The 24732-nt window shown below is 71.8% G+C and carries 23 protein-coding genes; 11 read left to right on the forward strand and 12 right to left on the reverse strand.

What is annotated here, in order from left to right:
- Positions 1 to 3: 3 nt before the first annotated feature.
- A complete protein-coding gene (locus tag FJ694_RS03565; RefSeq protein ID WP_157264353.1) occupies positions 4 to 978 on the reverse strand; it encodes an aliphatic sulfonate ABC transporter substrate-binding protein in 975 nt (324 codons plus the stop codon).
- 287 nt (positions 979 to 1265) lie between these two features.
- Here FJ694_RS03565 and FJ694_RS03570 point away from each other — a divergent pair, with 287 nt between their 5' ends.
- The 4 genes from FJ694_RS03570 (at position 1266) to FJ694_RS03585 (ending at position 4983) form a co-directional block, all read left to right on the forward strand.
- Positions 1266 to 2132, forward strand: coding sequence for a TauD/TfdA dioxygenase family protein (locus tag FJ694_RS03570; RefSeq protein WP_157264354.1), 867 nt, complete (start codon positions 1266 to 1268; stop codon positions 2130 to 2132).
- Positions 2133 to 2189: 57 nt separating this feature from the next.
- Positions 2190 to 3200, forward strand: coding sequence for an ABC transporter substrate-binding protein (locus tag FJ694_RS03575; RefSeq protein ID WP_157264355.1), 1011 nt, complete (start codon positions 2190 to 2192; stop codon positions 3198 to 3200).
- Positions 3201 to 3223: 23 nt separating this feature from the next.
- Positions 3224 to 4015, forward strand: a complete 792-nt coding sequence (locus FJ694_RS03580; RefSeq protein WP_157264356.1) for an ABC transporter ATP-binding protein — start codon at positions 3224 to 3226, stop codon at positions 4013 to 4015.
- A 119-nt stretch (positions 4016 to 4134) separates the two neighbouring features.
- Positions 4135 to 4983 carry an ABC transporter permease gene (locus tag FJ694_RS03585; RefSeq protein WP_375140195.1) on the forward strand — a complete coding sequence of 283 codons (849 nt, stop codon included), beginning with the start codon at positions 4135 to 4137 and terminating at the stop codon, positions 4981 to 4983.
- 94 nt (positions 4984 to 5077) lie between these two features.
- Here FJ694_RS03585 and soxZ read toward each other — a convergent pair whose 3' ends face one another.
- Positions 5078 to 5824, reverse strand: a complete 747-nt coding sequence (gene soxZ, locus FJ694_RS37750; protein WP_310735029.1) for a thiosulfate oxidation carrier complex protein SoxZ — start codon at positions 5822 to 5824, stop codon at positions 5078 to 5080.
- A gap of 117 nt (positions 5825 to 5941) precedes the next feature.
- Between soxZ and FJ694_RS03595 the strand changes: the two genes are divergently transcribed.
- Genes FJ694_RS03595 through FJ694_RS03605 form a run of 3 tightly spaced genes read left to right on the forward strand, consistent with a single transcriptional unit; the run spans position 5942 to position 8748 of the window.
- Entirely contained in the window at positions 5942 to 7123 is a 1182-nt protein-coding gene (locus FJ694_RS03595) for a YeeE/YedE family protein (RefSeq protein WP_157264358.1), read from the forward strand.
- Positions 7124 to 7153: 30 nt separating this feature from the next.
- Complete coding sequence (locus tag FJ694_RS03600; RefSeq protein WP_157264359.1) at positions 7154 to 7465, forward strand: c-type cytochrome; 312 nt, start codon at positions 7154 to 7156, stop codon at positions 7463 to 7465.
- 11 nt (positions 7466 to 7476) lie between these two features.
- Positions 7477 to 8748 (forward strand): NAD(P)/FAD-dependent oxidoreductase, encoded by a 1272-nt coding sequence (locus tag FJ694_RS03605; RefSeq protein ID WP_157264360.1) that lies wholly within the window; start codon positions 7477 to 7479, stop codon positions 8746 to 8748.
- 91 nt (positions 8749 to 8839) lie between these two features.
- On the opposite strand, the gene msuE is transcribed toward FJ694_RS03605, so the two are convergent.
- From msuE to FJ694_RS03650, 9 genes are all read right to left on the reverse strand, one after another.
- Entirely contained in the window at positions 8840 to 9409 is a 570-nt protein-coding gene (gene msuE / locus FJ694_RS03610; RefSeq protein ID WP_157264361.1) for an FMN reductase, read from the reverse strand.
- Between the two features lie 350 nt (positions 9410 to 9759).
- A complete protein-coding gene (locus FJ694_RS03615) occupies positions 9760 to 10947 on the reverse strand; it encodes a c-type cytochrome (protein ID WP_157264362.1) in 1188 nt (395 codons plus the stop codon).
- A gap of 16 nt (positions 10948 to 10963) precedes the next feature.
- A complete protein-coding gene (locus FJ694_RS03620; RefSeq protein ID WP_157264363.1) occupies positions 10964 to 11773 on the reverse strand; it encodes an ABC transporter ATP-binding protein in 810 nt (269 codons plus the stop codon).
- Entirely contained in the window at positions 11767 to 12813 is a 1047-nt protein-coding gene (locus tag FJ694_RS03625) for an ABC transporter permease (protein ID WP_157264364.1), read from the reverse strand. The genes FJ694_RS03620 and FJ694_RS03625 overlap by 7 nt, the downstream gene beginning before the upstream one ends.
- A gap of 99 nt (positions 12814 to 12912) precedes the next feature.
- Positions 12913 to 13944: an ABC transporter substrate-binding protein gene (locus tag FJ694_RS03630; protein ID WP_157264365.1), complete on the reverse strand. Its 1032-nt coding sequence runs from the start codon at positions 13942 to 13944 to the stop codon at positions 12913 to 12915.
- A 116-nt stretch (positions 13945 to 14060) separates the two neighbouring features.
- Positions 14061 to 15002: a LysR family transcriptional regulator gene (locus tag FJ694_RS03635; RefSeq protein ID WP_198320711.1), complete on the reverse strand. Its 942-nt coding sequence runs from the start codon at positions 15000 to 15002 to the stop codon at positions 14061 to 14063.
- 116 nt (positions 15003 to 15118) lie between these two features.
- Entirely contained in the window at positions 15119 to 16732 is a 1614-nt protein-coding gene (locus tag FJ694_RS03640; protein WP_375140193.1) for a rhodanese homology domain-containing protein, read from the reverse strand.
- The gene (locus FJ694_RS03645) at positions 16732 to 17322 is read right to left on the reverse strand and encodes a cysteine dioxygenase family protein (RefSeq protein ID WP_310735030.1); all 591 of its coding nucleotides are present in this window, start codon (positions 17320 to 17322) and stop codon (positions 16732 to 16734) included. Before FJ694_RS03645 ends, FJ694_RS03640 begins: the two co-directional genes overlap by 1 nt.
- Entirely contained in the window at positions 17319 to 18569 is a 1251-nt protein-coding gene (locus FJ694_RS03650; protein WP_157264367.1) for an acyl-CoA dehydrogenase family protein, read from the reverse strand. The genes FJ694_RS03645 and FJ694_RS03650 overlap by 4 nt, the downstream gene beginning before the upstream one ends.
- A 179-nt stretch (positions 18570 to 18748) precedes the next feature.
- On the opposite strand from FJ694_RS03650, the gene FJ694_RS03655 reads away from it, so the two are divergent.
- Both FJ694_RS03655 and FJ694_RS03665 read left to right on the forward strand, forming a co-directional pair.
- Positions 18749 to 19855 (forward strand): LLM class flavin-dependent oxidoreductase, encoded by a 1107-nt coding sequence (locus FJ694_RS03655; protein ID WP_157264368.1) that lies wholly within the window; start codon positions 18749 to 18751, stop codon positions 19853 to 19855.
- A 566-nt stretch (positions 19856 to 20421) separates the two neighbouring features.
- Positions 20422 to 20832 carry a TauD/TfdA dioxygenase family protein gene (locus tag FJ694_RS03665; protein ID WP_157264370.1) on the forward strand — a complete coding sequence of 137 codons (411 nt, stop codon included), beginning with the start codon at positions 20422 to 20424 and terminating at the stop codon, positions 20830 to 20832.
- 108 nt (positions 20833 to 20940) lie between these two features.
- On the opposite strand, the gene FJ694_RS03670 is transcribed toward FJ694_RS03665, so the two are convergent.
- On the reverse strand, positions 20941 to 21348 hold the full coding sequence (locus FJ694_RS03670) for an ATP-binding protein (protein WP_157264371.1): 408 nt from the start codon (positions 21346 to 21348) through the stop codon (positions 20941 to 20943).
- A gap of 518 nt (positions 21349 to 21866) precedes the next feature.
- Here FJ694_RS03670 and FJ694_RS03675 point away from each other — a divergent pair.
- Positions 21867 to 22616 carry a response regulator gene (locus FJ694_RS03675; RefSeq protein WP_157264372.1) on the forward strand — a complete coding sequence of 250 codons (750 nt, stop codon included), beginning with the start codon at positions 21867 to 21869 and terminating at the stop codon, positions 22614 to 22616.
- Between the two features lie 31 nt (positions 22617 to 22647).
- Positions 22648 to 24729 (forward strand): PAS domain S-box protein, encoded by a 2082-nt coding sequence (locus FJ694_RS03680; protein WP_232539882.1) that lies wholly within the window; start codon positions 22648 to 22650, stop codon positions 24727 to 24729.
- The last annotated feature ends 3 nt before the right edge of the window (positions 24730 to 24732 follow it).

Raw genomic sequence — 24732 nt, forward strand, 5'->3', positions numbered from 1 at the left:
GCTTCAGGCCGCCGCGCCGGCCAGGCCGCGTGCGAACTGCGTGTCCACCAGCGCCGCGATGGCGGCATTCACGTCGGTGCCCGGCCTGACGAGCTGCTCGTCGATCAGGATCGGCGCGGCCGCCCTGAGCGCCTGCACGTGCTCGGCGCCGGGCTGCGGGTTGCTCAAGTCCGTGCGCAGCTTCAGTTGCAGCAGCGCCACCTCCAGGCTGACCTTGGCCTCCTCGGAGAGGATGCGCGCCGCCCCGGTGGTGTTGGCCTGCACCCAGCGCCGCGCGCGCTCGTACTGCGCGATGACCTTCTTCAGCGTCTCCGGGTGGCGGTTGATGAACTCCTCGCGCGCATTGAGGAAGCCGTAGGTATTGAAGGCCACGTTGCGGTAGAGCAGCCGCGAGCCGGCGTCGAGCTCGCTGGCGGCCATGAGCGGGTCCAGCCCGGCCCAGGCATCGACGCGCCCCTGCTCCAGCGCCGTGCGCCCGTCGGCATGCTGCAGCGCCACGTGCTCGATGTCGCCGCGCTTGAGGCCCGCGGTGTGCAGCGCGCGCAGCAGGAAGAGGTACGGGTCGGTGCCCTTGGTGGCCGCGACCTTCCTGCCCTTCAGGTCGGCCAGGGTGCGGATCGGCGAGTCGCGGCGCACCACCAGCGCTGTCCATTCCGGCCGGGAAAAAATGTAGGGCGCGCGGATCGGGTTGCCGTTGGCGCGCGCGAGCAGCGCGGCCAGGCCGGCGCTGGAGCCGACGTCCACGCTGTTGCCGGCCAGGTACTCCAGCGCGCGGTTGCTGCCGGCGCTGAAGACCCAGCGCACCGCCGTGCCGTCGGCCTTGAAAGCCTCCTCCAGCCAGCCGAAGCGGCGCAGCACCAGGCTGGTGGGCGAGTAGTAAGCGTAGTCCAGGCGCAGCTCGCGCGGCGGCTCGGCCGCGCGCAGCGTGGCGGGGAGGGCCAGCGCGGCAGCGCCTTGCAAAAGGGATCGGCGTCTCATGGCGGTTCTTCGGGCTTGGTGAGGAAGGCAGGGGGCTTCGGCTGCAGGCTGGACAGAGATGACCGATGCGTTGGCAACGGCATGTGCAGGCCGCGTCCCGTGATGCTATTGACGCCGCCTGGTGCGGATAACGAACGAAATGGCAGAAGCTCATACCGGCCGCCGGGCGGCCCTGGCGCTGCCGGCCGCAACTGCACAAAGCAACGAACGACATTCGGGATGCTTCGTTCCGTCCACGGAAGGCGCTTCCTAGACTGCCTCGCATCCCAGCCGTCTCGTTGCATTGCATGTCATCGTCATCAGCATTCGAAGTCCGTCCCCTTGCCGGCCCGTTGGGCGCCGAAGTGCTGGGGCTGGACCTGTCACAGCCCTTGTCCGACGCGGGATTCGCACGCCTGCACCGCGCCCACCTCGACCACCACGTGCTCGTCATCCGCGACCAGCACGCGCTCACACCGGCGCAGCAGGTGGCGCTGAGCGCGCGCTTCGGCCCGCTGCAGCGTCACGTACTCAAGCAGTTCGCGCTGCCCGGGCATCCCGAGGTGCTAGTGGTGTCGAACATCGTCGAGAACGGCCAGCCCATCGGCCTGGGCGACGCCGGCCACTTCTGGCATTCGGACCTGTCCTACAAGCCGCGGCCCAGCCTGGGCTCGTTCCTGCACGCGCAGGAGCTGCCTGCCGAGGGCGGCGACACGCTCTTCGCCAACCAGCACCTGGCGTATGAAACGCTGCCCGCGCGGCTGAAGGACGCCGTGGCCGGGCGCTTCGCCGAGCACTGGTACCTGGCGCGCTATGCCGAGCTGCAGCAGCGCAGCCCCTGGCGCCCCAACCTCACGCCGGAGCAGGTCGCCGAGGTGCCGCCGGCCGTGCACCCGGTCGTGCGCACCCATCCCGAGAACGGCCGCCCCGCGCTCTTCGTCAGCGAGCACTTCACGACCCGCGTGCTCGGCCTGCCCGACCACGAGAGCCGCGCGCTGCTCGACGAACTCTTCCGCCACGGCACGCAGCCCGAGCTGGTGTACCGGCACCGCTGGCGCGCGGGCGACCTGGTGTTCTGGGACAACCGCTCGGTGCTGCACCTGGCCGCCGGCTGCCCGGCCGGGCAGCGCCGGCGCCTCTACCGCACCACCATCGAGGGCGACGTGCCGGCTTGACGCCTGGCCGATGCGCCCGCAACCACCCTGCCTGCAATCTCCGCCGTCGAAACCCCCATGACAAAGATATTCCACCGCCTGGCCGCGCTGGGCCTGGCCGGCCTGCTGGCCCTGGGCACCGCCGGCGCCCGCGCCGAAGGGCAGATCCGCATCGCCGACCAGTTCGGCATCGTCTACCTCCTGCTCGACGTCGCCAAGGACCAGAAGCTCATCGAGAAGCATGGCAAGGCGCAGGGCCTGGACATCACGGTGTCGCAGGTGACGCTCTCCGGAGGCCCGGCCATGAACGACGCGCTGCTGTCGGGCTCGCTCGACGTCGCCGCCGCCGGCGTCGGCCCGCTGCTCACGCTGTGGGACCGCACGCTGGGCAAGCAGAACGTGCGCGGCGTGGCCTCACTGGGCAATTTTCCCTACTACCTCGTCAGCACCAACCCGGCGGTGAAAACCATCGCCGACTTCGGCGACAAGGACCGCATCGCGCTGCCGGCGGTGGGCGTGTCGGTGCAGTCGCGCATCCTGCAGATGGCCGCGGCCAGGACCTGGGGCGACGCGCAGTTCGCGAAGCTCGACCGGATCAGCGTCGCGCTGCCGCATCCCGAGGCCACGGCCGCGCTGATCAAGGGAGGCACCGAGATCACGGCGCATTTCGGCAACCCGCCGTTCCAGGAACAGACGCTGGCCGCCAACCCGGCCGCGCGCGTGGTGCTCAAGAGCTACGACGTGCTCGGCGGCCCGGCCTCGGCCACCGTGCTCTACACGACGGAGAAGTTCCGCAGCGAGAACCCGAGAACCTATAGAGCCTTCACCGCCGCGCTGGCCGAGGCCGCGCAGTGGATCGCCGCCAACCCCGAGGCCGCGGCCGACCTTTTCCTGCGCGTCAACAAGAGCAAGGTGGACCGCCAGCTGGTGCTGGGCATCGTCAAGAGCCCGGAAGTGCAGTTCAAGCTCGCGCCGCAGAACACCTTCGCCCTGGCCGAGTTCATGCACCGTGTCGGCGCCATCAAGAACAAGCCCGCGTCCGCGCGCGACTACTTCTTTGACGACCCGCACAACGCGGGCGCGAACTGAGCCCGGCGCGCAGGAGCCTTCGCATGCAAGCCCCTTCGCCCCAATTGCTGGTGGACGGTGTGAGCCTGGAGTACGCCAGCGGCGCGCGCGTGGTGCGCGCCACGCACCGCGTCGGCTTCGAGCTGCACGCCGGCGAGCGCCTGGTGCTGCTCGGCCCCTCGGGCTGCGGCAAGTCCTCGCTGCTCAAGGCCATCGGTGGCTTCATGCGGCCGGTCGAGGGCCGCATCACGCTCGATGGTCGCGAGATCGCCGGCCCCGGGCCGGAGCGCGTGATGGTGTTCCAGGAGTTCGACCAGCTCCCGCCCTGGAAGACGGTCAGGCAAAACGTGATGTTCCCGCTGCTGGCCTCGAAGCGCGCCGGCCGCGCCGAGGCCGAGGCGCGCGCGCTGCGCGTGCTGGAGCAGGTGGGCCTGTCGGCCTTCGCCGACGCGCACCCGCACGAGCTCTCCGGCGGCATGAAGCAGCGCGTGGCCATCGCCCGCGCGCTGGCGATGCAGCCGCGCATCCTGCTCATGGACGAGCCTTTCGCCGCGCTGGACGCGCTCACGCGCCGGCGCATGCAGCAGGAGCTGCTGGCGCTGTGGGCGCAGGTGCGCTGCGCGCTGGTGTTCGTGACGCACTCGATCGAGGAGGCGCTGGTGGTGGGGCACCGCATCGTGCTGCTGTCACCGCACCCGGGGCGCGTGCGCGCCGAACTGCACGCGCACGAGTTCGACCTCTCCAGCGTCGGCGGCGAGGCCTTCCAGGCCCAGGCCCGGCGCATCCATCACCTGCTCTTCGACGAGGACGCGCAACCCGAGGCCGCCACCGCATGAGTGCCGTACTTCCTTCGCTGCCGCGCCCGGGCGGCTCCGGCGCCGCGCCGGTTGCCGGCACAACCGGCATCGCTGCCGACACCGATACCGATACCCGGCCGCTGCCGCTTGACGCGCCGGTGCGCCCGGAAGCCGAGTTCGCGCTGGAGCCTTTCACCGCCGCGCCCGTGGCGCGCACGCTGCCGTGGACGCGGCGCCTGCGTGACAACGCCTTCATGCGCCGCGCGCTGATCCTGGCGCTGCTGGCGTTGCTGTGGGAGGCGCTGGCGCGCTGGACCGACAACGAGCTGCTGCTGCCCACCTTCGCCGCCACGGCCGCGGCCTTTGCCGAGGGGCTGCTCAACGGCGAGCTGCTGGACAAGGCACGCGTGTCGCTGACGCTGCTGCTGCAGGGCTACGTGCTGGGCATCGTGGCCGCCTTCGCGCTCACGGCGCTGGCCGCGGGCACGCGGCTTGGGCGCGACCTGCTGTCCACGCTCACCGCCATGTTCAACCCGCTGCCGGCCATCGCGCTGCTGCCGCTGGCGCTGCTGTGGTTCGGGCTGGGGCGCAACAGCCTGCTGTTCGTGCTGGTGCACGCGGTGCTGTGGCCGCTGGCGCTGGCCGCGCATGCGGGCTTCCAGAACGTGCCGGAGGTGCTGCGCATGGCCGGGCGCAACTACGGGCTCACGGGGCTGCGGCTGGTGGTGCACATCCTGATTCCCGCGGCGCTGCCGGCGATCCTGTCGGGGCTGCGCATCGGCTGGGCCTTCGCCTGGCGCACGCTGATCGCGGCGGAGCTGGTCTTCGGCGCCACCTCGGGCCAGGGCGGGCTGGGCTGGTACGTCTTCCAGAACCGCAATGAGCTCTACACCGACCGCGTCTTCGCCGGCCTGGCCTGCGTGATCGTGATCGGGCTGGCCATCGAGAGCCTGGTGTTCGCGACGCTGGAGCGGGTGACCGTGCGGCGCTGGGGGGCGGTGCGCTGAGGGCAGCTCTCGAAGCGGTGCCCACGGGGGCTCCGCTCGGCGGCGCGTCCTGCGGGCGGCCGCCAGGAGCGCCGCGCCAGGCACTGCGCTTCGCTCAAGCGACGGAGGTCTCGTCCGTTCGGCTCGCGCCGCGGTTGTCGCGCCAGGTGATCGCCAGCCGGTCACCGGCCTTCGCACCCTTGAGCTGGAACTGGAGGAGCGGGTTGCGCGAGACGCCCGGTCCCCATTGGGCGGCGAACACCGGGCGGCCGTTCAGCGTGGCGCCGACGTCCGTGATGTGCCACGCCGGCACCAGCTTGCCGGCGCCATCGCGGCGCTGGCCGCTTTCCATGTCGTGCGTCATCAGCACCCGCACCAAGGCCCCGGACGCCCTTGCCTGGGCCCGGATGCGGCTCGGCTCGGAAGCCGGCGTGGCCGTGGTGGCGGTGCCGCCGGACCCGAGGCAGCCGCCGAGGGTGACCTTGACCTCGCGGCGAGCGATGAACGACCGGCCGTCCTGCGTGATCGCCACGGCGGCCACGCCGGAGGTCTCGCTCATCTTCACCTTCAGCGCGAAGGCCGGCTCGACGCCATCGCTCACCTCGAAGCGGCTGACCAGCAGCGTCGGATTGCGCTCCACCAGCAACAGCAGTTGGCGCACGTCGGCCAGCGTGGAGGCCAGCGACAGCGACACGGCGGCGCCGTCCTCGGCGATCTCCGGGCCCTGGATCGTGACCTCGCGGCTCTCCACGGGCGGGGAGCCGCCGAACGCGCGCACCGCCTCCGCGGCGGTGCGCGCGTCGAAACCGCTTCTACCGGCTGCATGCACCCGGGAAGAAAGCGACCCGACCATGGGACCCATGGCCAACCAACTCAAGGACGTCCCGAGGAAACGACGGCGGTGTTGCATGCGTTCATTTTCCATCAAGGGGTCGGACCCCGTGCGATCATCGTCCGCCTGCCATTGCCTTGTTCATCCATGAACGCCGACGCCGATATCGACGTCCTCGCCCGCTGGGTGGTCTGGGGGGGATTCCTGCTGGGACTGCTGCTCGGTGCCGTGGGCCAGTCCACGCGCTTTTGCGTGCGCGGCGCGATCGCGGACTGGGCGGGGGCACGCCGCCCGGGCCGGTTGCTGGCCTGGCTGCTCGCCGTCGCGGTGGCTGCCGCGTGCGTCCAGTCCTTGATCGCGCTCGGCGCCTTCGATGCCAGCCGCACCCTGGCCTGGAGCCAGCGGCTTCCCTGGCTGTCTTGCGCCGTCGGCGGGCTGCTGTTCGGCTTCGGGATGATGCTCGGCGGCGGCTGCCCGCAGCGCAATCTCGTGAAGACGGGTTCGGGCGACCTGCGCGCACTGGTGACGCTGCTGGTGACCGCGGTGGCGGCCCTCATGACGTTGCGCGGCGTGTTTGCGCCGTGGCGCGCCAACACGCTCGACGCCGCGGCGCTGGCGCTGGCTGGGCCGCAGGACCTCGGCTCCCTGGCCGGGCGCGCGGGTGGCGACCCCGGGCTGGTGCGCTTCGTCGCCGTGGCCGCGCTGGTCGCCATCGTGCTCGGATGGGGCTGGCGGCGGCGCGCCGCCATCGCGGCTTCGCACTGGATCGGGGGCGTCGCGGTGGGCATGCTGGTGGCCGCGGCGTTCCTGTTGACCGGGCAACTTGGTTTCGTCGCGGAGCACCCGCAGACCCTGGAGCCGGGCTGGGTGGGCACGCAGTCGAACCGTCCGGAAGGGCTGAGCTTCGTCGCCCCGCTCGCGCACGGGCTGGATCTGCTGACGCTGTGGACCGACCGCGGCACGGTGGCCACTTTCGGCGTGACGCTGGGCGTGGGCGTGCTGCTCGGCAGCTTCGCTTCGGCAAGCATGCGGCGCGAGTGCCGGCTGCAGGGCTTCACCGACGCGCGCGAACTGGCGCTGCATCTCGCGGGCGGCCTGCTCATGGGCTTCGGCGGCATCACGGCGCTGGGTTGCACCCTGGGCAACGGCGTCACGGGGCTGGCCCTGCTGTCCGTGGGTGCGCTGCTCGCCACCGCCGGGATCGTGGCCGGGGCGCTGCTGGCCATCCGGTTGCGGTTGCACCATGAGGGATATACAGGCGTTGCGCAGCCGAATTCTCATAAGCATATGACGCCGGCCGGGATTGAGAGGGTCGCAAGCGAACCGTAGAGTGCTGCGACCATTCACGAAGGAGGAGCCATGAGAAAACTCTGGACGGCGCTGGCGCTGGCATGCGCCTGGCCCGCCGCGGGGCTTGCCCAGACTGCCGAACGCCTGCATGTCGGCAGCCTGGCCGCGACCTGCGCGAACTGCCACGGCACCCAGGGCCGTGCCGTGCCGGGCACCAGCATGCCGCCCCTGGCGGGCGTGCCTCGCGAAGAGCTCCTGGCGCAGCTGCAGGCGTTCAAGGCGGGCAGCCGGCCCGCGACGATCATGCACCAGCTGGCCAAGGGCTACAGCGACGCGCAGCTCGAGCAGATTGCCGCCTACTTCGCGGCCCAGCCCCGTTGAGGAACATCGCCATGCAGCGTCGTCATTTCCTCCAGGGTGCATCCGCCGTGGGCGTGCTCGGTCTTTCCGCCTGCGCCACCCCTTCCGTGCCCACGAAGGCACGTGTCGTCGTCGTGGGCGGCGGGTATGGGGGCGCCACCGCCGCCAAGTACGTGCGGCTGCTGTCGGATCACCGCATCGACGTGGTGCTGGTCGAGCCGAACGAGGCCTTCGTGTCCTGCCCGATATCGAACCTGGTGCTCGGCGGCAGCCGGCAGCTGGCCGACATCACCGTTCCGTACAGCGGCCTGCGCCGCCAGGGCGTGACCGTCGTGAAGGATGCCGCGCGTTCGATCGACACCCAGCGCAAGGTCGTCACCCTGAGCGGCGGCGTCACCATCGGCTACGACAAGCTGGTGGTCGCGCCGGGTGTCGAGCTGATGTCCGACCGGATCGAAGGCCTGCAGGCCGCCCACGCTTCCGGGGCGGCGCTGCACGCGTGGAAGGCCGGCGCCGAAACCGCAGCCCTGCGCCGGCAGCTGGAGGCCATGCCCGACGGTGGCGTCTACGCGCTGGCCATCCCGGAGGCGCCGTACCGGTGCCCGCCGGGACCTTACGAACGTGCGTGCCAGGTCGCGTGGTATTTCAAGAACGCCAAGCCACGCAGCAAGGTGATCGTGCTCGATGCCAATGGGGACGTGACGTCCAAGGGCGCGCTCTTCAAGAAGGTCTGGAGCGACCTCTATCCCGGGATCATCGAGTACCGGCCACAGCACAAGACGACCGCCATCGACGCGCGCGCCGGCCTGCTGAAGTTCGAGGTGCAGGAGGATCTCAAGGCCCAGGTGCTCAACGTGCTGCCGCCCATGCGCGCCGGCGCGATCGCCGTGCAGGCGGGCCTGAACAACCTGGCCGACCGGCGCTGGTGCGGTGTCGATTACCAGACCTTCGAGTCCACGGTGGCGCCCGACGTGCACGTGGTGGGCGACTCGATCATGCTCGCGCCGCTGATGCCCAAGAGCGCGCACATGGCCAACAGCCATGCCAAGGTGGCCGCCGCGGCGATCGTCGCCCGGCTCGCGGGCTGGGAGGTGAACCCGGCGCCGATGCTCACCAACACCTGCTACAGCTTCGTGGACGACCGCCAGGTGGTGCACGTGGCCAGCGTGCACGAGTACGTGGCCGCCGAGAAGACGTTCAAGGCGGTCGCTGGAGCCGGGGGGCTGAGTCCGGGACCGACGGAGCTCGAAGGCGTCCACGCGTGGAGCTGGGCAAGGAACATCTGGGCCGACTCTCTCGGTTGACGGCCCGTCGAGGTGCGCCGCGCATGGATCGGCCGCGCGGCCGTCCGCCCAGGACGCTGGCGGGCCGCGGCAGGTTCGGTGCGGTGCCGGGTCAGGCCGCCGCGCGCAGCGGGGCGGCTTCCTCGTGCCGCGCCAGCAGCAGCCGCGCCGCCTGGTCCGCGGCCTCGGCGATGCGCTCGCGCAGCGCCTCGCTGCCTACCGTGTAGCCGTCGAAGTCGCTCTCGCAGGCGTACACGGCCGAGGGCACGGTCAGCGCGCGGAAGAAGGCGAACAGGGGGCGCAACTGGTGGTCCACCACCAGTGCGTGGCGCGGGCTGCCGCCGTTGGCCGCCAGCAGCACCGGGCGGTCCACCAGCGCCTCGGGATGCACCAGGTCGAACAGGTGCTTGAACAGCCCGCTGTACGAGCCCTTGTAGACCGGCGTAACGGCAATGACGAGGTCGGCGTTCTCGATGGCCTGAACGGCGGCACGGCCGGCCGGCGGCAGCTCCTGAGTGAGCGTGCCCACGCCGATGGACGGCGCGAGCTGGTGGATTTCGAGCACGCGCAGCTGGATGGGCAGGCGCTCGGCCAGCGCGTCGGCAATGGCCTGCGCCAGCGCCTTGGTGCGCGAGCGGTTGCTGACGTTGCCGATGACGAGGGTGACTTGACGGGTGTTCATGCCCCTAACCGTAACGGTGGCGGCAAGGGGCCGGAACGAAGCATTGCGCAGATTCGCATGCGCACAAGGCATGAACGCCTGCCAGGTTCATGCTGCGGTTCGCTGGATAAGGGTTGCATTGGCAACCATTGAGCCGATCCGCCGCGTCGGCTGGTCCATCAGCGCGCCCGAAGGCACCGGGTCCGCGCAGCGCCCAGGGCGATGACGAAGAGGGCGGATTCCAGGGACAGGCAGCGTGACCGGTGCGTGCGGGTTTGCACGCTGCCGCCAGGCTTCCTGACCGGACATGGCGCCAGGAATGAACACCTGCGCACGGCCCAGCGACCTCCCTCGCCAGGGGCTGAGCGGAATCAGTGCAACCGCCCGCCGCGTACCGGCCGCACCGGCTCCGCGTCCATGCGCGCCAGCAGCCGGTCCAGGCCGTCGGCGCCCGGGGCGGGCATCGGCGCGCTGCCGCTGCCGCGGCACACCAGCATCGCGTCGCTCCAGGGCGCGTCGTCCGGCCTGCGCCGTGCGCGCAGCCAGCCGCCGCGATCGACGAGGAACTCGGTGCCCGCCAGCGCTTCGGACGCCACGCCGGCCGCCAGCGCGTAGGCCTGCCAGCCTGCCTCCGAGACGGCCCGACACCCTTCCGATTGCACACGTGGTGCCGCGGACAGCGTGACGGTCTGGAAACGCGGGTCCTCGCGCAGCGCCGGCTGCCCGGGCGCCAGCGCCACGATGCGCAGGCGCTGCCCGCGCAGCTCCCGCAACCGGCGCGGCGCGGCGCCGTCGCAATCCACGTCCAGCGCCGGGGCTGCCAGCGGCAGCTGCCACTCGCCGGCGCGCGCCAGCTGCTGCCCGGCGGTGTGGAGCTGCAGCCAGGCGATCAGCGCCCAGGCCGCGTCGTCGGGCAGGCTGCCGGGTAGCGCGGGCATGGTGGGCCGGCCCTCGCCGTCGCGCATGCCGTGGCGCACGTGCCAGAACAGCTCGCCGTCGCTGCGCCGCCACAGCAGGCTGCGGTTGAAGGTGGGCGGCCAGCGCGGGCCCTGGGCCGCCAGCGGCCCGTCGCCGTCGCCGTTCGCGCCGTGGCAGCCGGCGCAGTGCTGCTCATAAAGGCGCCGGCCCTGCAGCGCGCCCAGCGCCTGCGCCTGTGCCGGCAGGCTGTGGAAGCTCGTCGGCACCGCCGGCGCCCACAGCAGCGTGGACGCAGGCCACGACCAGGCCGCGCCGGCCAGGCTCGCCGCGGCAAGTCCCAGGCATGACGCCGAGGCCCGATGCGCGTGCAACGGCCAGCGCAGCAGCGCCGCGAGCAACCCGGCCAGCAGCCCGGCCACGAGCAATGCCAGCACGAGGCCGAGCTGCCGCGCGTGGCTCGCGTCGAGCGTGAGCATCGCCTGCGACACCCGCACGTCGAACGGCCAGGCCGGCTGGCCATGGACCAGCGGCGCCAGGCCCAGCGCGTGCAGCCCGCTCAGCAGGCCCCGTTCCAGCGCGGCGGTGCCGGCGAGCAGGGCATCCAGGCCGGGGCCGCGCCACCAGCCGTCTTCAAGGGACATGGGCTTCGCCTTCGCTTCACCAGCTCTGGTCGAGTCCCAGGTGCCGCAGCGCCTCGTGCCGCAGCCGCGCCAGCGCCGAGTCGCCGCGGTGCCGCGGGTAGGGCAGGTCCACATCCAGCTCGGCCAGCACGCGCGCCGGGCGCGGGCCCATCACGAGCACGCGCTGCGCCATGAACAGCGCCTCCTCCACGTCGTGCGTGACCATGAGCACGCTCAATCCGGCACGCTGCCACAGCGCGACCAGCTCGGCCTGCATCGCCAGCCGCGTCAGCGAGTCGAGCTTGCCCAGCGGCTCGTCCAGGATCAGCAGCGCCGGGTCGTTGACCAGGGCCCGGGCCAGCGCCGCGCGCTGCGCCATGCCGCCGGAGAGCTGGTGCGGATGGACGTGCGCGAACTCGGCAAGGCCCACCAGCGCCAGCGCCTCGTCCACGCGCCGGCGCTTGGCCTTCAGCTCGCCGCGCGCCTGCAGGCCCAGCGCCACGTTGTCCCAGACCGTGCGCCAGGGATAGAGCGTCGGGTCCTGGAACACGACCACGCGCGAGGGCTCGGGGCGGCGCACCGGCGCCCCGTCGTGGCTGATGGCGCCGGCACCGGCCGGCTCCAGCCCGGCCACCAGGCGCAGCAGCGTGCTCTTGCCGCAGCCGCTGGGCCCGAGCAGCGCGACGAACTCACCCGGGCGGATGTCGATGCTCACGTCCTGCAGCACCGGCAGCGGCCCCTGCTGCGGACGCTCGAAGGCGTGGCTCACGCCGCGCACGGCGATGTGCGCGCCGGCGGTGCGATGCGGCGCGGCGGCCGGGCGGTTCAGCGTGGCGTGGCTCACCATTTCAGCGTCCCCTTCTGCCAGGCCAGGGCCCGGTCGCGCACGGCGAACAGCGCCGTGATCAGCCCCGAGAACAGCGCCGCCATCACGAACAGCGCCGCGAACATGTTGGTGTAGGCGGCCCAGCCCTGGGCCCAGGTGAGGTACCAGCCCAGGCCTGCCTTCACGCCCATCATCTCGGCCGCCACCAGCACGGAGAAGCTGGCTCCTAAACCCATGAACAGGCCCACGAACACCTGCGGCAGCGCCGCGGGCACGGCCACGCGCCAGACCAGGAACCACTCGCTCGCACCCAGCGTGCGCGCCACGTCGTAGTACTGGCGGTTGACGCCCGCCACGCCCGACCAGGTCAGCACCGTCACCGGGAAGCCCGTGGCCAGCGCGATGAGGAAGGCCGCCGCCGACCAGCTCGACGGCGCCAGGAAGAAGGCCATGGGCAGCAGCGCGGTGGAGGGGATGGGCCCCAGGAAGCGCAGCAGCGGGTGGATCCAGTAGCCCGCGCCGCGCGACCAGCCGATGGTCACGCCGGTGAGGAAGCCCGCCACCGCGCCTACGGCCACCCCAGCCGACAGCAGCGCCAGCGAGTGCGCCGCGCACTCCGCCAGCCGCTGCCAGTCGCCGGCATAGACCTCGATGAGCGACTGCGGCGGCGCGAAGAAGGGCGCCGGCAGCCAGGCCAGCTTGGCCGTGAGCAGCTCCCAGGCGGCCAGCAGCAGCGGCAGCGCCACCAGCCAGGGGCCTGCGCGGCGCAGCGCGGCCAGGGCCCGGGCCGGCGCGGCGTGCACGGCGGCCAGTGCCGGCAGGGTAGCGGCCACCAGCAGCAGCAGCGCCGCGCCCAGCAGCGCGGCCACGCCCAGCTCGGCCGTGTAGCTCCACTCGCTGAAGCCCAGCTCCACGTTGGGCAGCCGCCAGGTCAGCAGCCCGAAGGCGGCCCAGGCCAGCGCGGCCAGCGCGCCGGTCCACCACAGCGGCAGCGGCCGGCGTGGAAGGAGTGTCCGGGCGTCATGAAGAGCACCGGACAAGTCGGAAGGAATGCTGCTCATGCAACTCTCGGTCGTTGGGTTAGCGGCGTTGCGCAAGGGTGGCTGCCGCCCGGCAGGGGCCGCTCATCCTTCGATGCCTCAGGACGAACGGAACACCCGTCAAGCCAGCACGTCGGCCACGACGTGGCTGGCAAACTTCGCCGGATCGGTGCCCGGCCTGAACACGCCGATGCTCTTGAAGTCGCGGGCGTAGAACTCGATCTGCTGGCGCAGCGCGAGGCCCGACGGGTGGTGGTTGTGCGTGAGCGTGCCCAGCACGGCGCGCAGGTCGGCCTCAGGCACGGGCGAAAACTTGGTGAAGATCCGCGCGCTCTCGTTGGGGTTGTTGGCAACCCAGTCGCTGGCCTCGACGATGGCGCGTGTCAGCGCCGCGGCGGTGGCCTTGTCGCCGCGCACCAGCGAGCCGCGCACGCCCAGCACGCAGCAGGTCTTGTCGGCGTACTCGCCGGAGAGGTTCGTCGCCAGCTCGACCAGGTCCTTGTTGCGCTTCTGGATCAGGTAGAGGTTGGGGTCGCCGTCGGCAATCGCCTGGATCTCGCCCTTTTCCACCGCCAGGCCCAGCAGGTCGGCCGGGTACTGGCGCCACTCGACGTCCTTGTTCGGGTCGATGCCGTGCTTGCCCAGCAGGATGGCGAAGAAGTTCTTGCCCGGGCTGGCCAGGTCGCTGACGCCGATGGTCTTGCCCCTGAGCTTTTGCAGGTCCGTGACGCCGGCCGTGCGCGAGCCGGCGATGCGCGTGCAGCCGCCGTGCGAGGCGCCGGTGATCTTGACGTCGAAGCCCTGCTCCAGCGCCTTGAGCCAGCGGTGCACCATGCCCACGCCGGCGTCGGCCTTGCCGGTGGCGATCGACTCCAGCAGCGCGTCGGTGGAGCCGCTGAAGTTGGTCAGCTCGACCTTCACGCCGTGCTTCTTGAAGAAACCCAGCTGGTCGGCCACCGGCACCGGCACCAGGCAGATCGCATTGGCGTTCCAGGCCAGCGTCAGCGGCTTGCTGCTCTGCGCCACGGCGGCGCGGTGGGCACCGAGGCCCGCGCCGGCAGTCAACATGGCGGCTGCGCCGGCACCGCCGAGCAACTGGCGACGGGTGAGGGGAGCCCGGGCTTCGAGCGCGGGAGATTCTGGCGGGTTCATCGGTCCTCCTGGGCGTTGCGTTGCACAACGCCATTGCAGCTGGAGGACTTCAATCGCACAAATAATGATTGGGCGGATTCATATGCGCGGCGCATGAAGCCGGCATTGCCGCCGATTCACCTTCCAGCGCTTCTCCGTTTGGTTGCGCGCGCTACCGGCTCGGAACCGGCGTCGCCCATGCCGCACACCAGCGCTGCGCCGAAGTGCTCGATGGCGCGTTGCAGGTTGCCCTGCGCACTCGCGCTCACCATCCACACGTCCGGCGCCAGGCTGAAGTCGCGCACGCCCAGCACGTCCAGCGACTCGGCCAGGTGGCTGGACTGCAGCGCCGGGCGCGCGACCAGGCCCAGGCCCAGCCCGGCGGCCACGAGCCCCAGCTGCAGCTCGCTGCCGTGCGTCTCCAGGTTGAGATGGAAGGGCAGGCCCTGCTCGGACAAGGCGCGCTGCAGCCCGGCGCGAAAGCCGCAGCCGTCGGGGTTGAGCACCCAGCCGGCCTCGAAGACGTCGCGCAGGCGCACGCTGGCCCTGGCGAAGCGCCCCTTGGCCGCGACGACGACCACCTCGGTGGAGGCCAGGCGCTGCGCCACCAGCCCGTCGGGCCAGACCTTGGAGCCGGGCATGAACACCGCGGCGGCATCGAGCCGGCCGTGCAGCACGGCATCCACGAGCTTCGTGCTCCAGTCGGTGGAGAGCTGCAGCTGCACGCCTGGGAAGGCGGTCTTCACGTCCAGCAGCAGCTCCACCAGGCCGAAGGAGCCCATGGAATGCGTCAGGCCCATGCGCAGCCGCCCCTGCGGCACGGCGTCGGTAGCCACCAGGTGGCTCAGCGCGTCGATCTCGCGCAGCGCGGCGCGCGTCTGCGCATGCACGCGCAGGCCCAGCGTGGAAGGCTTCGGCGGCTTGATGCTGCGGTCGAGCAGCTGCACGCCCAGCGATTCCTCCAGGCTCTGGATGCGGCGCGTGGTGGCCGGCTGGGTCAGTCCGAGCTCGCGCGCGGCCAGGCTGATCGAGCCGTGGCGCACCACGGCGTCGAAGGCGCGCAGGTCTTCGGTTTTCATCGAGGCGTTCTGTGGGCGGGAACTTGCAGGCACTGTATCGCCTGCCCGCCACGCTCCCGCCCCGGCCGCCGTGGCCGTGTCGGCCTGTCGGCCTGAGGGTGGCGCATCGCGCTCCATCACGCCGCGCCCAGCACCTTGAAGCCGTGTGTGCCGTCGCGGCCCAGCTGCGCCACCAGGCCGAACTCCCAGTCCAGGTAGGCCTGCATCGCCTCGCGCGGCGCGTCGGTGCCCTCGTAGGGGCGGCGGTAGCGGTCGATGCGTTCGCTGGCCAGCCGCTGCCCGCCGGCTTCCAGCGGCAGCCCCTGCGCCGCCCAGGCGGCGTTGCCCCCGTCAAGCACGGCCACCGGCACGTCGGTGAGCCGCGCCAGGTCGGCCGCCGCGAAGCGCGCCAGCGCGCTGCTGCCGCAGGTCAGCACGATGCGGTCCGGCGTGGGCAGCGTCTGCAGCACCCGCGGCAGCTGCGAGCGCAGTGCCCACCACGCGCCCGGGATGTGGCCCTTGACGTGATGGGCGCTGGCCGTGAGGTCCAGCAGCAGCGTGCCGGGCGAGGCCAGCAGCTCGCGCAGCTCGGCCACGGACACCGACGGCACCTCGGGGAAGGGCGCATGCGGCGCCTTCCACGGGCCGGTCTCGGTGAACTGCGACGGGTCGGCGTCCACCAGCCAGCCCACCTCCCAGCCCAGCTGCGCCAGCCAGTGCGCGGTCATGGCCGCGCGCACGCCGTCGGCCGCCGCGCCGCCGTCCACCAGCACGATGCGCGCGCCCCGCACGGCGGCGAAGACGTCGGTCTCCTGCACCAGTTGCCCGCCGGGCGCGCTGCCGAAGCCCGGCAGGTGGCCGGCGGCGTATTCGTCGGGCGTGCGCACGTCCCAGCGGTAGAGCGTGCGGCGCGCATCCAGCGCCCATGCCGCGAGGCCATCTGCCGTCAGGCGCAGCGCGCCGGCGCGGTCGGCCAGCGCCTGCGCGGCGGCCTGCGCGGCCCGGCGCTGCGCCTCGCCGGCCGGCCCGAATGTTGCGTCCGCACCGTGCTGCAGCTCGAAGCCTGCGAGCGTCCAGCCGATGGTGCCGTTGCGCAGCGCGGCCACGGGGTTGGGGATGCCGGCATTGATGAGGCTTTGCGCGCCGATGAGGCTGCGCGTGCGCCCGGCGCAGTTGACGATGACGCGCGTCCTCGGATCGGGCGCCAGGTCGCGCACGCGCAGCGCCAGCTCGGCGCCAGGCACGCTGATGCCGCCCGGGATGCTCATGGTGCGGTACTCGTCGAAGCGCCGCGCGTCGAGCACGACCACGTCGGCCTCGGCGTCCAGCAGCGCCTTGACCTCCTCGGCCGGCAGCGAGGGCGTGCCGCGCTCGTGCTCCACCAGCTCGCCGAAGGCTTTGCTGGGCACGTTGACGTCGCGGAACAGCTCGCCGCCGGCGTCGCGCCAGCCCTGCAGGCCCCCGTCGAGCAGGTGCACGCGGGTGTAGCCCAGCGCCTGCAGGCGCCGCGCCGCGGGCTCGGCCAGGCGCTCGCCGTCGTCGTACACGGCGATGTCCACGTCGCACCGCGGCAGTCGCCACGGGGCGTCGAGCTCGATGCGGCCGGCCGAGAGCTGCACCGCGAACAGAGGGTGCGCCCGGGCGTAGGGGTCTTCCTCGCGCACGTCGATCAGCGCGATCTCGCGCCGCTGCAGCAGCGCGGCGCGCACGTCCGCCGCGGTGAGGCGCGGCAGGGCGGGGGCCATGGACATCAGGCGGTCTCCTTGGAGCGGTCCCACAGGTTCACGACCCAGGGATTGGAATAGCCGGACACGAACGGCTTGACCTGGCCGTCCTCGGTCCAGGCGTGGCGCCGCACCGCGCCGATGTTGGCACCGTAGACGTGGATGGAAATGGAGGTGCGGTCGCCGAAGGCGTTGCTCACCTGGTGCACGTCGCCCAGCGTGGGCGAGACGGCTGCCACGTCGCCCGGGCGCAGCCGCTTGGGCGCGCCGTGCGGCACCAGGCGGCCCGCGGCGTCGGGGGCGAAGTCCTGGGCGATCTCCTCGCCGCGCAGCATGCCGATGAGGCCCCACACGGTGTGGTCGTGCACCGGCGTGCGCTGCCCCGGCCCCCACACGAAGCTCACCACCGAGAAGCGCTCCAGCGGGTCGGCGTGCAGCAGGTACTGGCGGTAGTGCTGCGGGTGCGGCTGAGCCATCTCGTCGGGCAGCCAGTCGTCGCGCGCGACCAGGCGAGCCAGGTAGGGGCGAACGGCAGCCAGCCGCGAAGCTTCGTCGGCCTCGTGTTCGAACTCGCGCGTGAGCGCGGCCACGAAGGCGCGCAAGGGAACGGTGCTCAAAGGGTTCTCCCGTGAGGGTGGGGGTGGGATGCCGGCTGCAGCGCCGCGCGGCCCGCGGCCACCAGCGCGCTGTCGTCCTGGGGCGTGTGCACGCGCCCGCACAGCACGTCGCGGTGGTAGCGCTGCAGCGGGTTGGCACGGTCCAGGCCGTGGTTGCCGGACTGGCGCAGCGCCAGCTCCACCACGGCGATGGCGTTGCGCGTGACGGCCACCTTGAGCAGCCCGCTGTCGGCCGCGCTCCAGGGCCGGCCGGCGTCGGCCGCGGCGGTGGCGGCATCGAGCTGCGCGCGGCTGGCCAGCAGCAGCAGCTCGATCTCGCCCGCGGCCTCCTGCACGCGCGGCAGCGTCGCCAGCGGCGCGCCCAGGCTGGCCGGGGCCCGCCGGCGCAGGAAGTCCAGCAGCCAGTCGCGCGCGTTGCGCGCCACGGCGTCGTAGAGGCTGGCCAGCAGCACCGCCATCCAGGCCTGCTGCTCCGGGTCGGGACGGGTGAGCCACGCGGCGGGCGCCCGCAGGTCCACCGCGTGGTCCAGCGGGATCGGCACGTCGTCGAGCAGCACCTCGTCGCTGGCCGTGCCGCGCATGCCCAGGTGGTCCCAGCTGCGCCGCACGCTCAAGCCCGGCGCATCGGCCGGCACCAGGAACTGCCCCGTGCGCGGTTCGGCTTCGTCGGTGCGGCCCCACACCACCAGCCAGCGCAGGCCGTCGATGCCGGTGGTGTAGAGCTTGTGCCCGGACAGCAGCCACCCCCCGGCGGTGCGCCGGGCCACCGTGCCCGGCAGGCCGCCGCGAGCGGGCGTGCCCAGCTCGGGCTCCACGCGCAGCTGGTTGCCCAGGGCGCCCTCGCGCACCGCGCTGCGCAGCACCTTCTCGCGCACTGCCGCCGGCCAGCGGCAGTCGCCCTGGCCCAGCAGCCGCGCCAGCAGCAGCTGCATCACCAGCACCAGCGCGGTGGCGGGCTCGCCGCGCGCCACGGCCGCCACGGCCTCGCGCGCCTGCGCCAGGCCGGCGCCGGCGCCGCCGAGCTCGCGCGGCACCGTCAGCGCCGGCAGGCCGTGGCGGCGCAGCAGCTCGAAGTTGGCGTGCGGGAAGATGCCGGCGGCATCGACCTCGGCCGCCGTGGCCGCCAGCGAGCGGGTGATGAACGCCAACAGCTCCGGCTCCAGCCGGGCCGGCGTCGCGGTCGGGGCCGCCGGGTGCGTGGCGGAGCTGTCGTCCACCGGCGCCAGTGCAGCGAGGTCAAGGCTCATGCCGCCATCCATGCATCGTTTTGATCCGGCGTCCAGCGTAGAAGCGGCCCACGCAGCCGGTCAAACATGCATTTCAAGCATGAATAGAGATTTTGATTATTTGTGCGGACCACACGTGCCCCCCTACGGTGTGGCTCCTCACCGCACAGGCCGGCATGGCCCAGGAAGGAGCACGACCCATGAGCGTCGAGATCATCGGCATGATCACCACCCAGCTGCAGTCCGAGACACTGCGCCCGCAGGGGCCCGTCATCGACCGCGACTACGTGCGCCGCTTCGCCCAGGCGCACGAGGCCGCGGGCTTCGACCGCATCCTGGTGCCGCAGCACTCCACCGGGCCGGACGCCAGCCAGGTGATTGCCTACGCATCGAGCGTCACCGAGCGCGTGAACTTCCTGCTCGCGCACCGCACGGGCTTCATCGGCCCGGCCTTCGCGGCGCGGCAGCTCGCCACGCTGGAAAACTTCACGGGCGGGCGGCTGGCGGTGCACGTCATCTCCGGCGGCTCGGACGAGGAGCAGCGCCGCGACGGCGACTTCCTCGACCACGACCAGCGCTATGCGCGCACCGACGAGTACCTGGAGGTGCTGCGGCGCACCTGGACGGCGCAGGAGCCTTTCGACCACCACGGCGCGCTCTACCGCTACGAGAAGGCCTTCTCCGAGGTCAAGCCGCTGCAGCAGCCGCACATCCCCATCTTCTTCGGTGGCGCCAGCGCGGCCGCGCTGCGCGTGGCGGGCCGGCATGCCGACGCGTATGCGCTGTGGGGCGAGTCGCTGGCGCAGACGCGCGAGCTGACGCAGCGGGTGCGCGCCGAGTCCGCGAAGCACGGGCGCGGCATCCGCTTCTCGGTGTCGTTCCGGCCGATCCTGGCCGACACCGAGGGGCAGGCCTGGGACCGCGCCGAAGCCATCCTGGCCGAGACGAAGCGGCTGCGCAGCGAGGCCGGCTGGTCTCGCGGCGGACCGCAGCAAAGCGAAGGCGCGCGCCGGCTGCTGGCCACGGCCGAGCGCGGCGACGTGGTGGACGAGCGGCTGTGGACCGCCGTCGCGCGCGAGACCGGCGCGCGCTCCAACAGCACGGCGCTGGTGGGCACGCCGGAGCAGGTGGCGCAGGCGCTGCTGCAGTACGTGGAACTGGGCGTGGGCACGCTGCTCATCCGCGGCTTCGACCCGCTCGACGACGCCGTGGACTACGGGCGCGAGCTGATCCCGCGCGTGCGCGCGCTGGTCGCCGAGCGCGAGGCGCGGCTGGCGGCACAGACGGACGCTGCGGTGCCGGCCTGAGCCGGCGCATTCCGATGTTCGCCTCGATTCGTTCGCAATTGCCATGTCCTGTCTGGGCCTGACTGGATTTCGTGGCTGTCGCAGTCACTGACCAGGCATCCGGCGCACGATGCACGAGTGCTGATCGACGGATTCATGCCGTGCGGGACTGCAGCGGGGAATGCGGGGAAGCGCCAAGCTGCCTTCAGGCCCATTGCCTGGAGAACCCGTGAGGTGCCCCGAAACGACGAGGCGCTGCTCCGCTCCGCGCTCCATATCGATCCAAGCAATCGTTCGTTGGGCCGGCAACCCGACGGGCCTATGGTGAGCGCAAAGGCACCGGCCCGTGCAGGCGGTGCAGTTGTTGGAGGTGGCCATCATGCGCAGGACATTCATCGCCGATCACTCGATCAGCCAGGCATTGCAGGGCATCCTGGCCGTGACTTCGAGCCAGTGGCGGCACGAGCCGGCTTCGCAGCCCGCCGACGGGGCACGCCAGGAGGTGCCGCCCGAGCGGACGCGATGGCCCGCCGCGTGGGCCGTCGCAAGCCGCGCCAGGACACCGGGCGCGGAAAGGGGCTAGCCGCATGGCGCCGATACCGTCGTCGCGGCGCCAGGGCGCAGGCGTCCATCGGACCGATGCCTCGATGCCGTTCGCCGATGCCGGGGTACCGAGGCTGCGGACCGTGCTGCACGAGCACCAGGTGCTGCTGGTCTACGGCCACCATCTCGACGATGCGCAACTCGTCGGCCTGATGCGTGCGCTGGCTGAAACGGCCGATGAGGCAGCGGCCGCCGCCTCGATGCTGTATGCCGAGGCGGCGCCGCGTGCGGGCAGCGACGCCGTCTGGCTCCGGCTGGCCGGTGCGTGCGACCTGCTTGGCGCCGGAACGAAGCGCGAGGTTGAAGGCCTGGAGTTGGTGGTCTACAACCCATTCCTGCGCAGGTTGAAGGCGCAACGAAATGGAAGGAGCGGGCCGATGATGGGGGAAACGTGACGCGGGCACATTCAAGCTCTCATGAAATGCTCAAGCAAGAGATGGGCAGATGGATGCCGATGCAGGCATTGGGCCTGTGAATTGTGTGCAGGTAAGCGCTGCACGGCGTCACGCCGGGGATGTTTCGTGGCCTCCCAGCGCCGCCTGTCCGCCCAGCAGCCAAGCACCAGCTCCGTGCCATTGAATGCCTTCCGGCAGTTCGCGTGGTGGCATGAGGTCCAGGCTGATGACATGGGCGGCCGCGTGCGGGACATCCTCGCGAGCATCCAGCAGTGCCCGGAATTCACGCTCGCGCGTGGTCGGCGAAGGATCGGCACAGACGTGGACCATATGCTGGCCGCCGTCAGGTAATCGCGCCAGCAAGTCCACCCCGAAGCCGCCGGGTGTGCGCGCGTAACCCATCTCGGCACCGCAGCGCTCCAACTCCAGCAACACCGCGCTTTCCAGCGCGTGTCCGGCCGCCGCGTGAAGGAAGCGCTTGCTGGTGGAGATCGGCATCGACTCGATCAGCGTCACGCCCGACACGCTGTTGTCCGTGACGCGCGAGATCCTGGCCGTCGAGCAGCGACTCGGGCAGCCAGGCCTCGCAACGGTAGGCGCCGCGTCATGAGCAGCCTCGTATCCGCGCTGATGCGGCGCACCGTTCAGGCCGTGGCCATGGCACCACCCTGTCCGCGCTGGAGTCGCGGTTTGTCTCGGAGGGGCTGGCGTGGATGCCGGTGCTCGACGACGCGGGCACGCCGCTGGGCGTCATCACTCCTTCCCGCCATCGCGGTGTCCCGCCGGTTGACCGATACGGGGGCCCGGGCCGAGCCCGTTCCGATTGCAAGCAGCGCTTGCAGAAGATGCAGCTTGATGAGTTTTGTGGCACCGGCTATGTTCGGCAGATCGCAAACTGCCTTCCTTGAACGACGACCGTTGGGCAGTGCCCGGTGCACGGGATGCAACAGCGGTTGCCATCAATTCCTGATCAAGGTGCTCGTCGGGCCGAATGCCGGTGCTGACCGTGAAGGCATCACTGGAGGTTCCTGTTCGTGAGCACGGCCCATCTGGCAATTCTTGACGACGACCCGGAGATCACCCTGCTGCTGGAGAACTATCTGGCAGCGCAGGGATTTCGGGTGAGCCGGCTCCACGACGCGGCGGCGCTGATGAGGCTCATGTGCGGCGATGCGCCGCAACTGGTGCTGCTCGACCTGGGATTGCCCGACGAGGACGGTTTCGCCATCGCGCGCCGGCTGCGGGAGCACTGGCACTGCGGCCTCATCATCATCACGGGCCGGGGCGACGCGGTGGACAAGGTGGTCGGGCTGGAGATCGGCGCGGACGACTACGTCACCAAGCCCTTCGACCTGCGGGAGTTGCTGGCCCGCATCAAGGCCGTGCTGCGGCGCCTGGCCCCGGCTGCCGAGGGCGTGCCGGCGGCTGCACCCGCCGTGGCCCGGCCCCATGCGCCGGCCGGGCGTTCGCGCTTTCGCTTCCTGGATTGGGAGCTGGACACGGCCGCACGCCGCCTCACCGCGGCCGGCGGCCGCGAGGTGGCGCTGACCACCGGCGAGTTCGAGCTGCTGTCGGCGTTCGTGCAGCATCCCGGGCGGGTGCTGTCGCGCGACTTCCTGTTGCAGCAGACGCACCGGCGCGAGGCCGCGCCCTTCGACCGCACGATCGACGTGCAGGTGGGCCGACTGCGCCGCAAGCTTGAGGTCGAGCCCGACGACCCGCAGCTCATCAAGTCGGTGCGCGGCGCGGGCTACATCCTGGCGGCTGCGGTCGAGGTGGCTTGACCGCTCGGCGCGAACCACGGAGGTCAGTGCTGTGAACCTCGGTACTCCCGGGACGCAGCCGGGTACCCCTGCCGCTTCGCCGCCCGACGACCACGCGGTGTTCCGCTCGATGTTCACGGCCTCGCCGGATGCGTTGCTGCTGGTCGACGGCGCCGGCACCATCGTGCTGTCCAATCCCGAAGCCAGCCGGCTGCTGGGTTACGCCGCTGATGAGCTTGCGGGGTTGAGCGTGGAGGCGCTGGTGCCCGATGCCGTTCGCCACCGCCATGCCGGCTACCGCAGTGGCTACGCGCGCCATCCGCGTCCGCGTCCCATGGGGTTGCAGATGGCGCTGGTCGCGCGCCGCCGCGACGGCAGCGAGGTGCCGGTGGAGATTGCCCTGAGCCCGCTGCAGTCCCAGGGCCTGCCCTACGTGCTGGCTGCCATCCGCGACGTGGGCGCCTATCCGCGCGTGCGCCAGGCGCTGCAGCGGGCGCGTTACAGCGAGGCGGTGGCGCAGCTCGGCCGCCTGGCGCTGGACGCGCGCGAACCGCGGCAGCTGTTCGAACGCGTCCCCGCCGTCGCTGCGCAAGCGCTGGAGTGCGAGGCAGTGACCGTGCTGCAAGCGCAGGCCGGCGGTTGCCGGCGCTGGAGCAGCGGCACGGCCGGCACCGCCGCTCCAGGACGCGAAGAGGCCGAACGCAGCGTGGCCCCCGACGCCGAGGCACGGTACGCACTGGCAGCGGCCGAACCGCTCAGCGTCGAGGACTACGCACAGGAGCGGCGCTTCGAGGTGCCGCCGGCACGCCTGGACGCCGGCCTGCGCAGTGCCCTGGCCGTGCCGCTGCTGGACCGCGGGCGCTCCATCGGGCTGCTCAGTGCGCACTCGAGCCGGCGCGGCCGCTTCGGCGAGGACGAGCTGCGCTTCCTGCAGTCCTTGTCCAACCTGATGGCCAGCTGCCTGCTGCGCGCGCAGAGCGAGGAGACCTTGCTGCATGCCCAGCGGCTGGAGAGCGTGGGCCAGCTCACCGGCGGCATCGCGCACGACTTCAACAACCTGCTCACCGTGGCCTACGGCAACCTGCAGGTGCTCCAGGACCTGCCCGCCGTGGCGGCTGATGCCTATGCGCTGCAACTGCTGGGGGCGGCGCTGCGCGCGTGCCGGCGCGGGGCCGAACTCACCGCCAAGCTGCTGGCATTTTCGCGGCGCCAGGTACTGCAGCCCCGCGAAGTGGACGTCGCCCAGTTGCTGGCCTCGCTGTCGGACATGCTGCGGCGCACGCTCGACCAGCGCATCGAGATCGAGGTCGATGCGCCGCGCTGTCCCGCCGTGGTGGCTGATCCCGTGCAGCTGGAGTCGGCACTGCTCAACATCGCCATCAATGCGCGCGACGCCATGCCGACAGGGGGGCGGCTGCGCTTCGAGTGTCGCCGCTGCACGGCGCTGCCGCCGCAGGCGGCCCGGGGCGCCGACGCAGCGGACGGCACCACGGCTTACGTCGCCATTGCCGTCAGCGACACCGGCACGGGCATGCCCGAGGCGGTACGGGAGCGGGCCTTCGAGCCCTTCTTCACCACCAAGCCTTCCGGGCGCGGCACGGGGCTGGGACTCAGCACCGTGTACGGCTTCGTCATCCAGTCGCGCGGAGCGATCACGCTCGATTCCGCGCCCGGCAGGGGCACCACGGTGACGCTGTTCATTCCCGAGGTCCCGGCTGCAAACCCGCCGGCCGCGGGCAGCGCGGCGCCGGCGCAGCCGACAGTGCCGGCGGGCTTGCACGTGCTGCTGGTCGAGGACGACACCGAGGTGCGCAAGGTGATGGGGCTGTTCCTGGAGTCGATGGGCTGCCGCGTCACCGCCTGTGGCAGCGCGGAGCAGGCCCTGGCACTGGAGGCGCCCGACATCGGCTTCGACCTGCTGCTGACCGACATCGCGCTGGGTGCCGGCATGCGCGGCACCGAGCTCGCGGCGCGGGCCGCGCAGCGCTGGCCCGGCCTGCCGGTACTGCTGATGTCGGGCTACTCCACCGAGCTCATCGACGGACAGGCGCAGCGCCCATGGCCCCTGCTGCGCAAACCCTGCAGCCGCGAACAGCTGGCACAGGCGGTGTCGAGCGTCGTCAGGCGCGACTGAAGT

Origin of the sequence: Azohydromonas aeria (assembly GCF_009760915.1) — a bacterium.
GTDB classification, from domain to species: domain Bacteria; phylum Pseudomonadota; class Gammaproteobacteria; order Burkholderiales; family Burkholderiaceae_C; genus Azohydromonas; species Azohydromonas aeria.

Excerpts from the sequence above, each read along its gene's own strand:
- FJ694_RS03565 (WP_157264353.1), bottom strand. The coding sequence starts at position 978 with ATGAGACGCCGATCCCTTTTGCAAGGCGCTGCCGCGCTGGCCCTCCCC.
- FJ694_RS03650 (WP_157264367.1), bottom strand. The coding sequence starts at position 18,569 with ATGAGCCTTGACCTCGCTGCACTGGCGCCGGTGGACGACAGCTCCGCC.
- FJ694_RS03630 (WP_157264365.1), bottom strand. The coding sequence starts at position 13,944 with ATGAACCCGCCAGAATCTCCCGCGCTCGAAGCCCGGGCTCCCCTCACC.
- FJ694_RS03570 (WP_157264354.1), top strand. The coding sequence starts at position 1,266 with ATGTCATCGTCATCAGCATTCGAAGTCCGTCCCCTTGCCGGCCCGTTG.
- FJ694_RS03640 (WP_375140193.1), bottom strand. The coding sequence starts at position 16,732 with ATGTCCATGGCCCCCGCCCTGCCGCGCCTCACCGCGGCGGACGTGCGC.
- FJ694_RS03580 (WP_157264356.1), top strand. The coding sequence starts at position 3,224 with ATGCAAGCCCCTTCGCCCCAATTGCTGGTGGACGGTGTGAGCCTGGAG.
- FJ694_RS03605 (WP_157264360.1), top strand. The coding sequence starts at position 7,477 with ATGCAGCGTCGTCATTTCCTCCAGGGTGCATCCGCCGTGGGCGTGCTC.
- FJ694_RS03635 (WP_198320711.1), bottom strand. The coding sequence starts at position 15,002 with ATGAAAACCGAAGACCTGCGCGCCTTCGACGCCGTGGTGCGCCACGGC.
- FJ694_RS03620 (WP_157264363.1), bottom strand. The coding sequence starts at position 11,773 with ATGGTGAGCCACGCCACGCTGAACCGCCCGGCCGCCGCGCCGCATCGC.
- FJ694_RS03655 (WP_157264368.1), top strand. The coding sequence starts at position 18,749 with ATGAGCGTCGAGATCATCGGCATGATCACCACCCAGCTGCAGTCCGAG.
- FJ694_RS03595 (WP_157264358.1), top strand. The coding sequence starts at position 5,942 with ATGAACGCCGACGCCGATATCGACGTCCTCGCCCGCTGGGTGGTCTGG.
- FJ694_RS03665 (WP_157264370.1), top strand. The coding sequence starts at position 20,422 with ATGGCGCCGATACCGTCGTCGCGGCGCCAGGGCGCAGGCGTCCATCGG.
- FJ694_RS03625 (WP_157264364.1), bottom strand. The coding sequence starts at position 12,813 with ATGAGCAGCATTCCTTCCGACTTGTCCGGTGCTCTTCATGACGCCCGG.
- soxZ (WP_310735029.1), bottom strand. The coding sequence starts at position 5,824 with ATGGGTCCCATGGTCGGGTCGCTTTCTTCCCGGGTGCATGCAGCCGGT.
- FJ694_RS03615 (WP_157264362.1), bottom strand. The coding sequence starts at position 10,947 with ATGTCCCTTGAAGACGGCTGGTGGCGCGGCCCCGGCCTGGATGCCCTG.
- msuE (WP_157264361.1), bottom strand. The coding sequence starts at position 9,409 with ATGAACACCCGTCAAGTCACCCTCGTCATCGGCAACGTCAGCAACCGC.
- FJ694_RS03600 (WP_157264359.1), top strand. The coding sequence starts at position 7,154 with ATGAGAAAACTCTGGACGGCGCTGGCGCTGGCATGCGCCTGGCCCGCC.
- FJ694_RS03575 (WP_157264355.1), top strand. The coding sequence starts at position 2,190 with ATGACAAAGATATTCCACCGCCTGGCCGCGCTGGGCCTGGCCGGCCTG.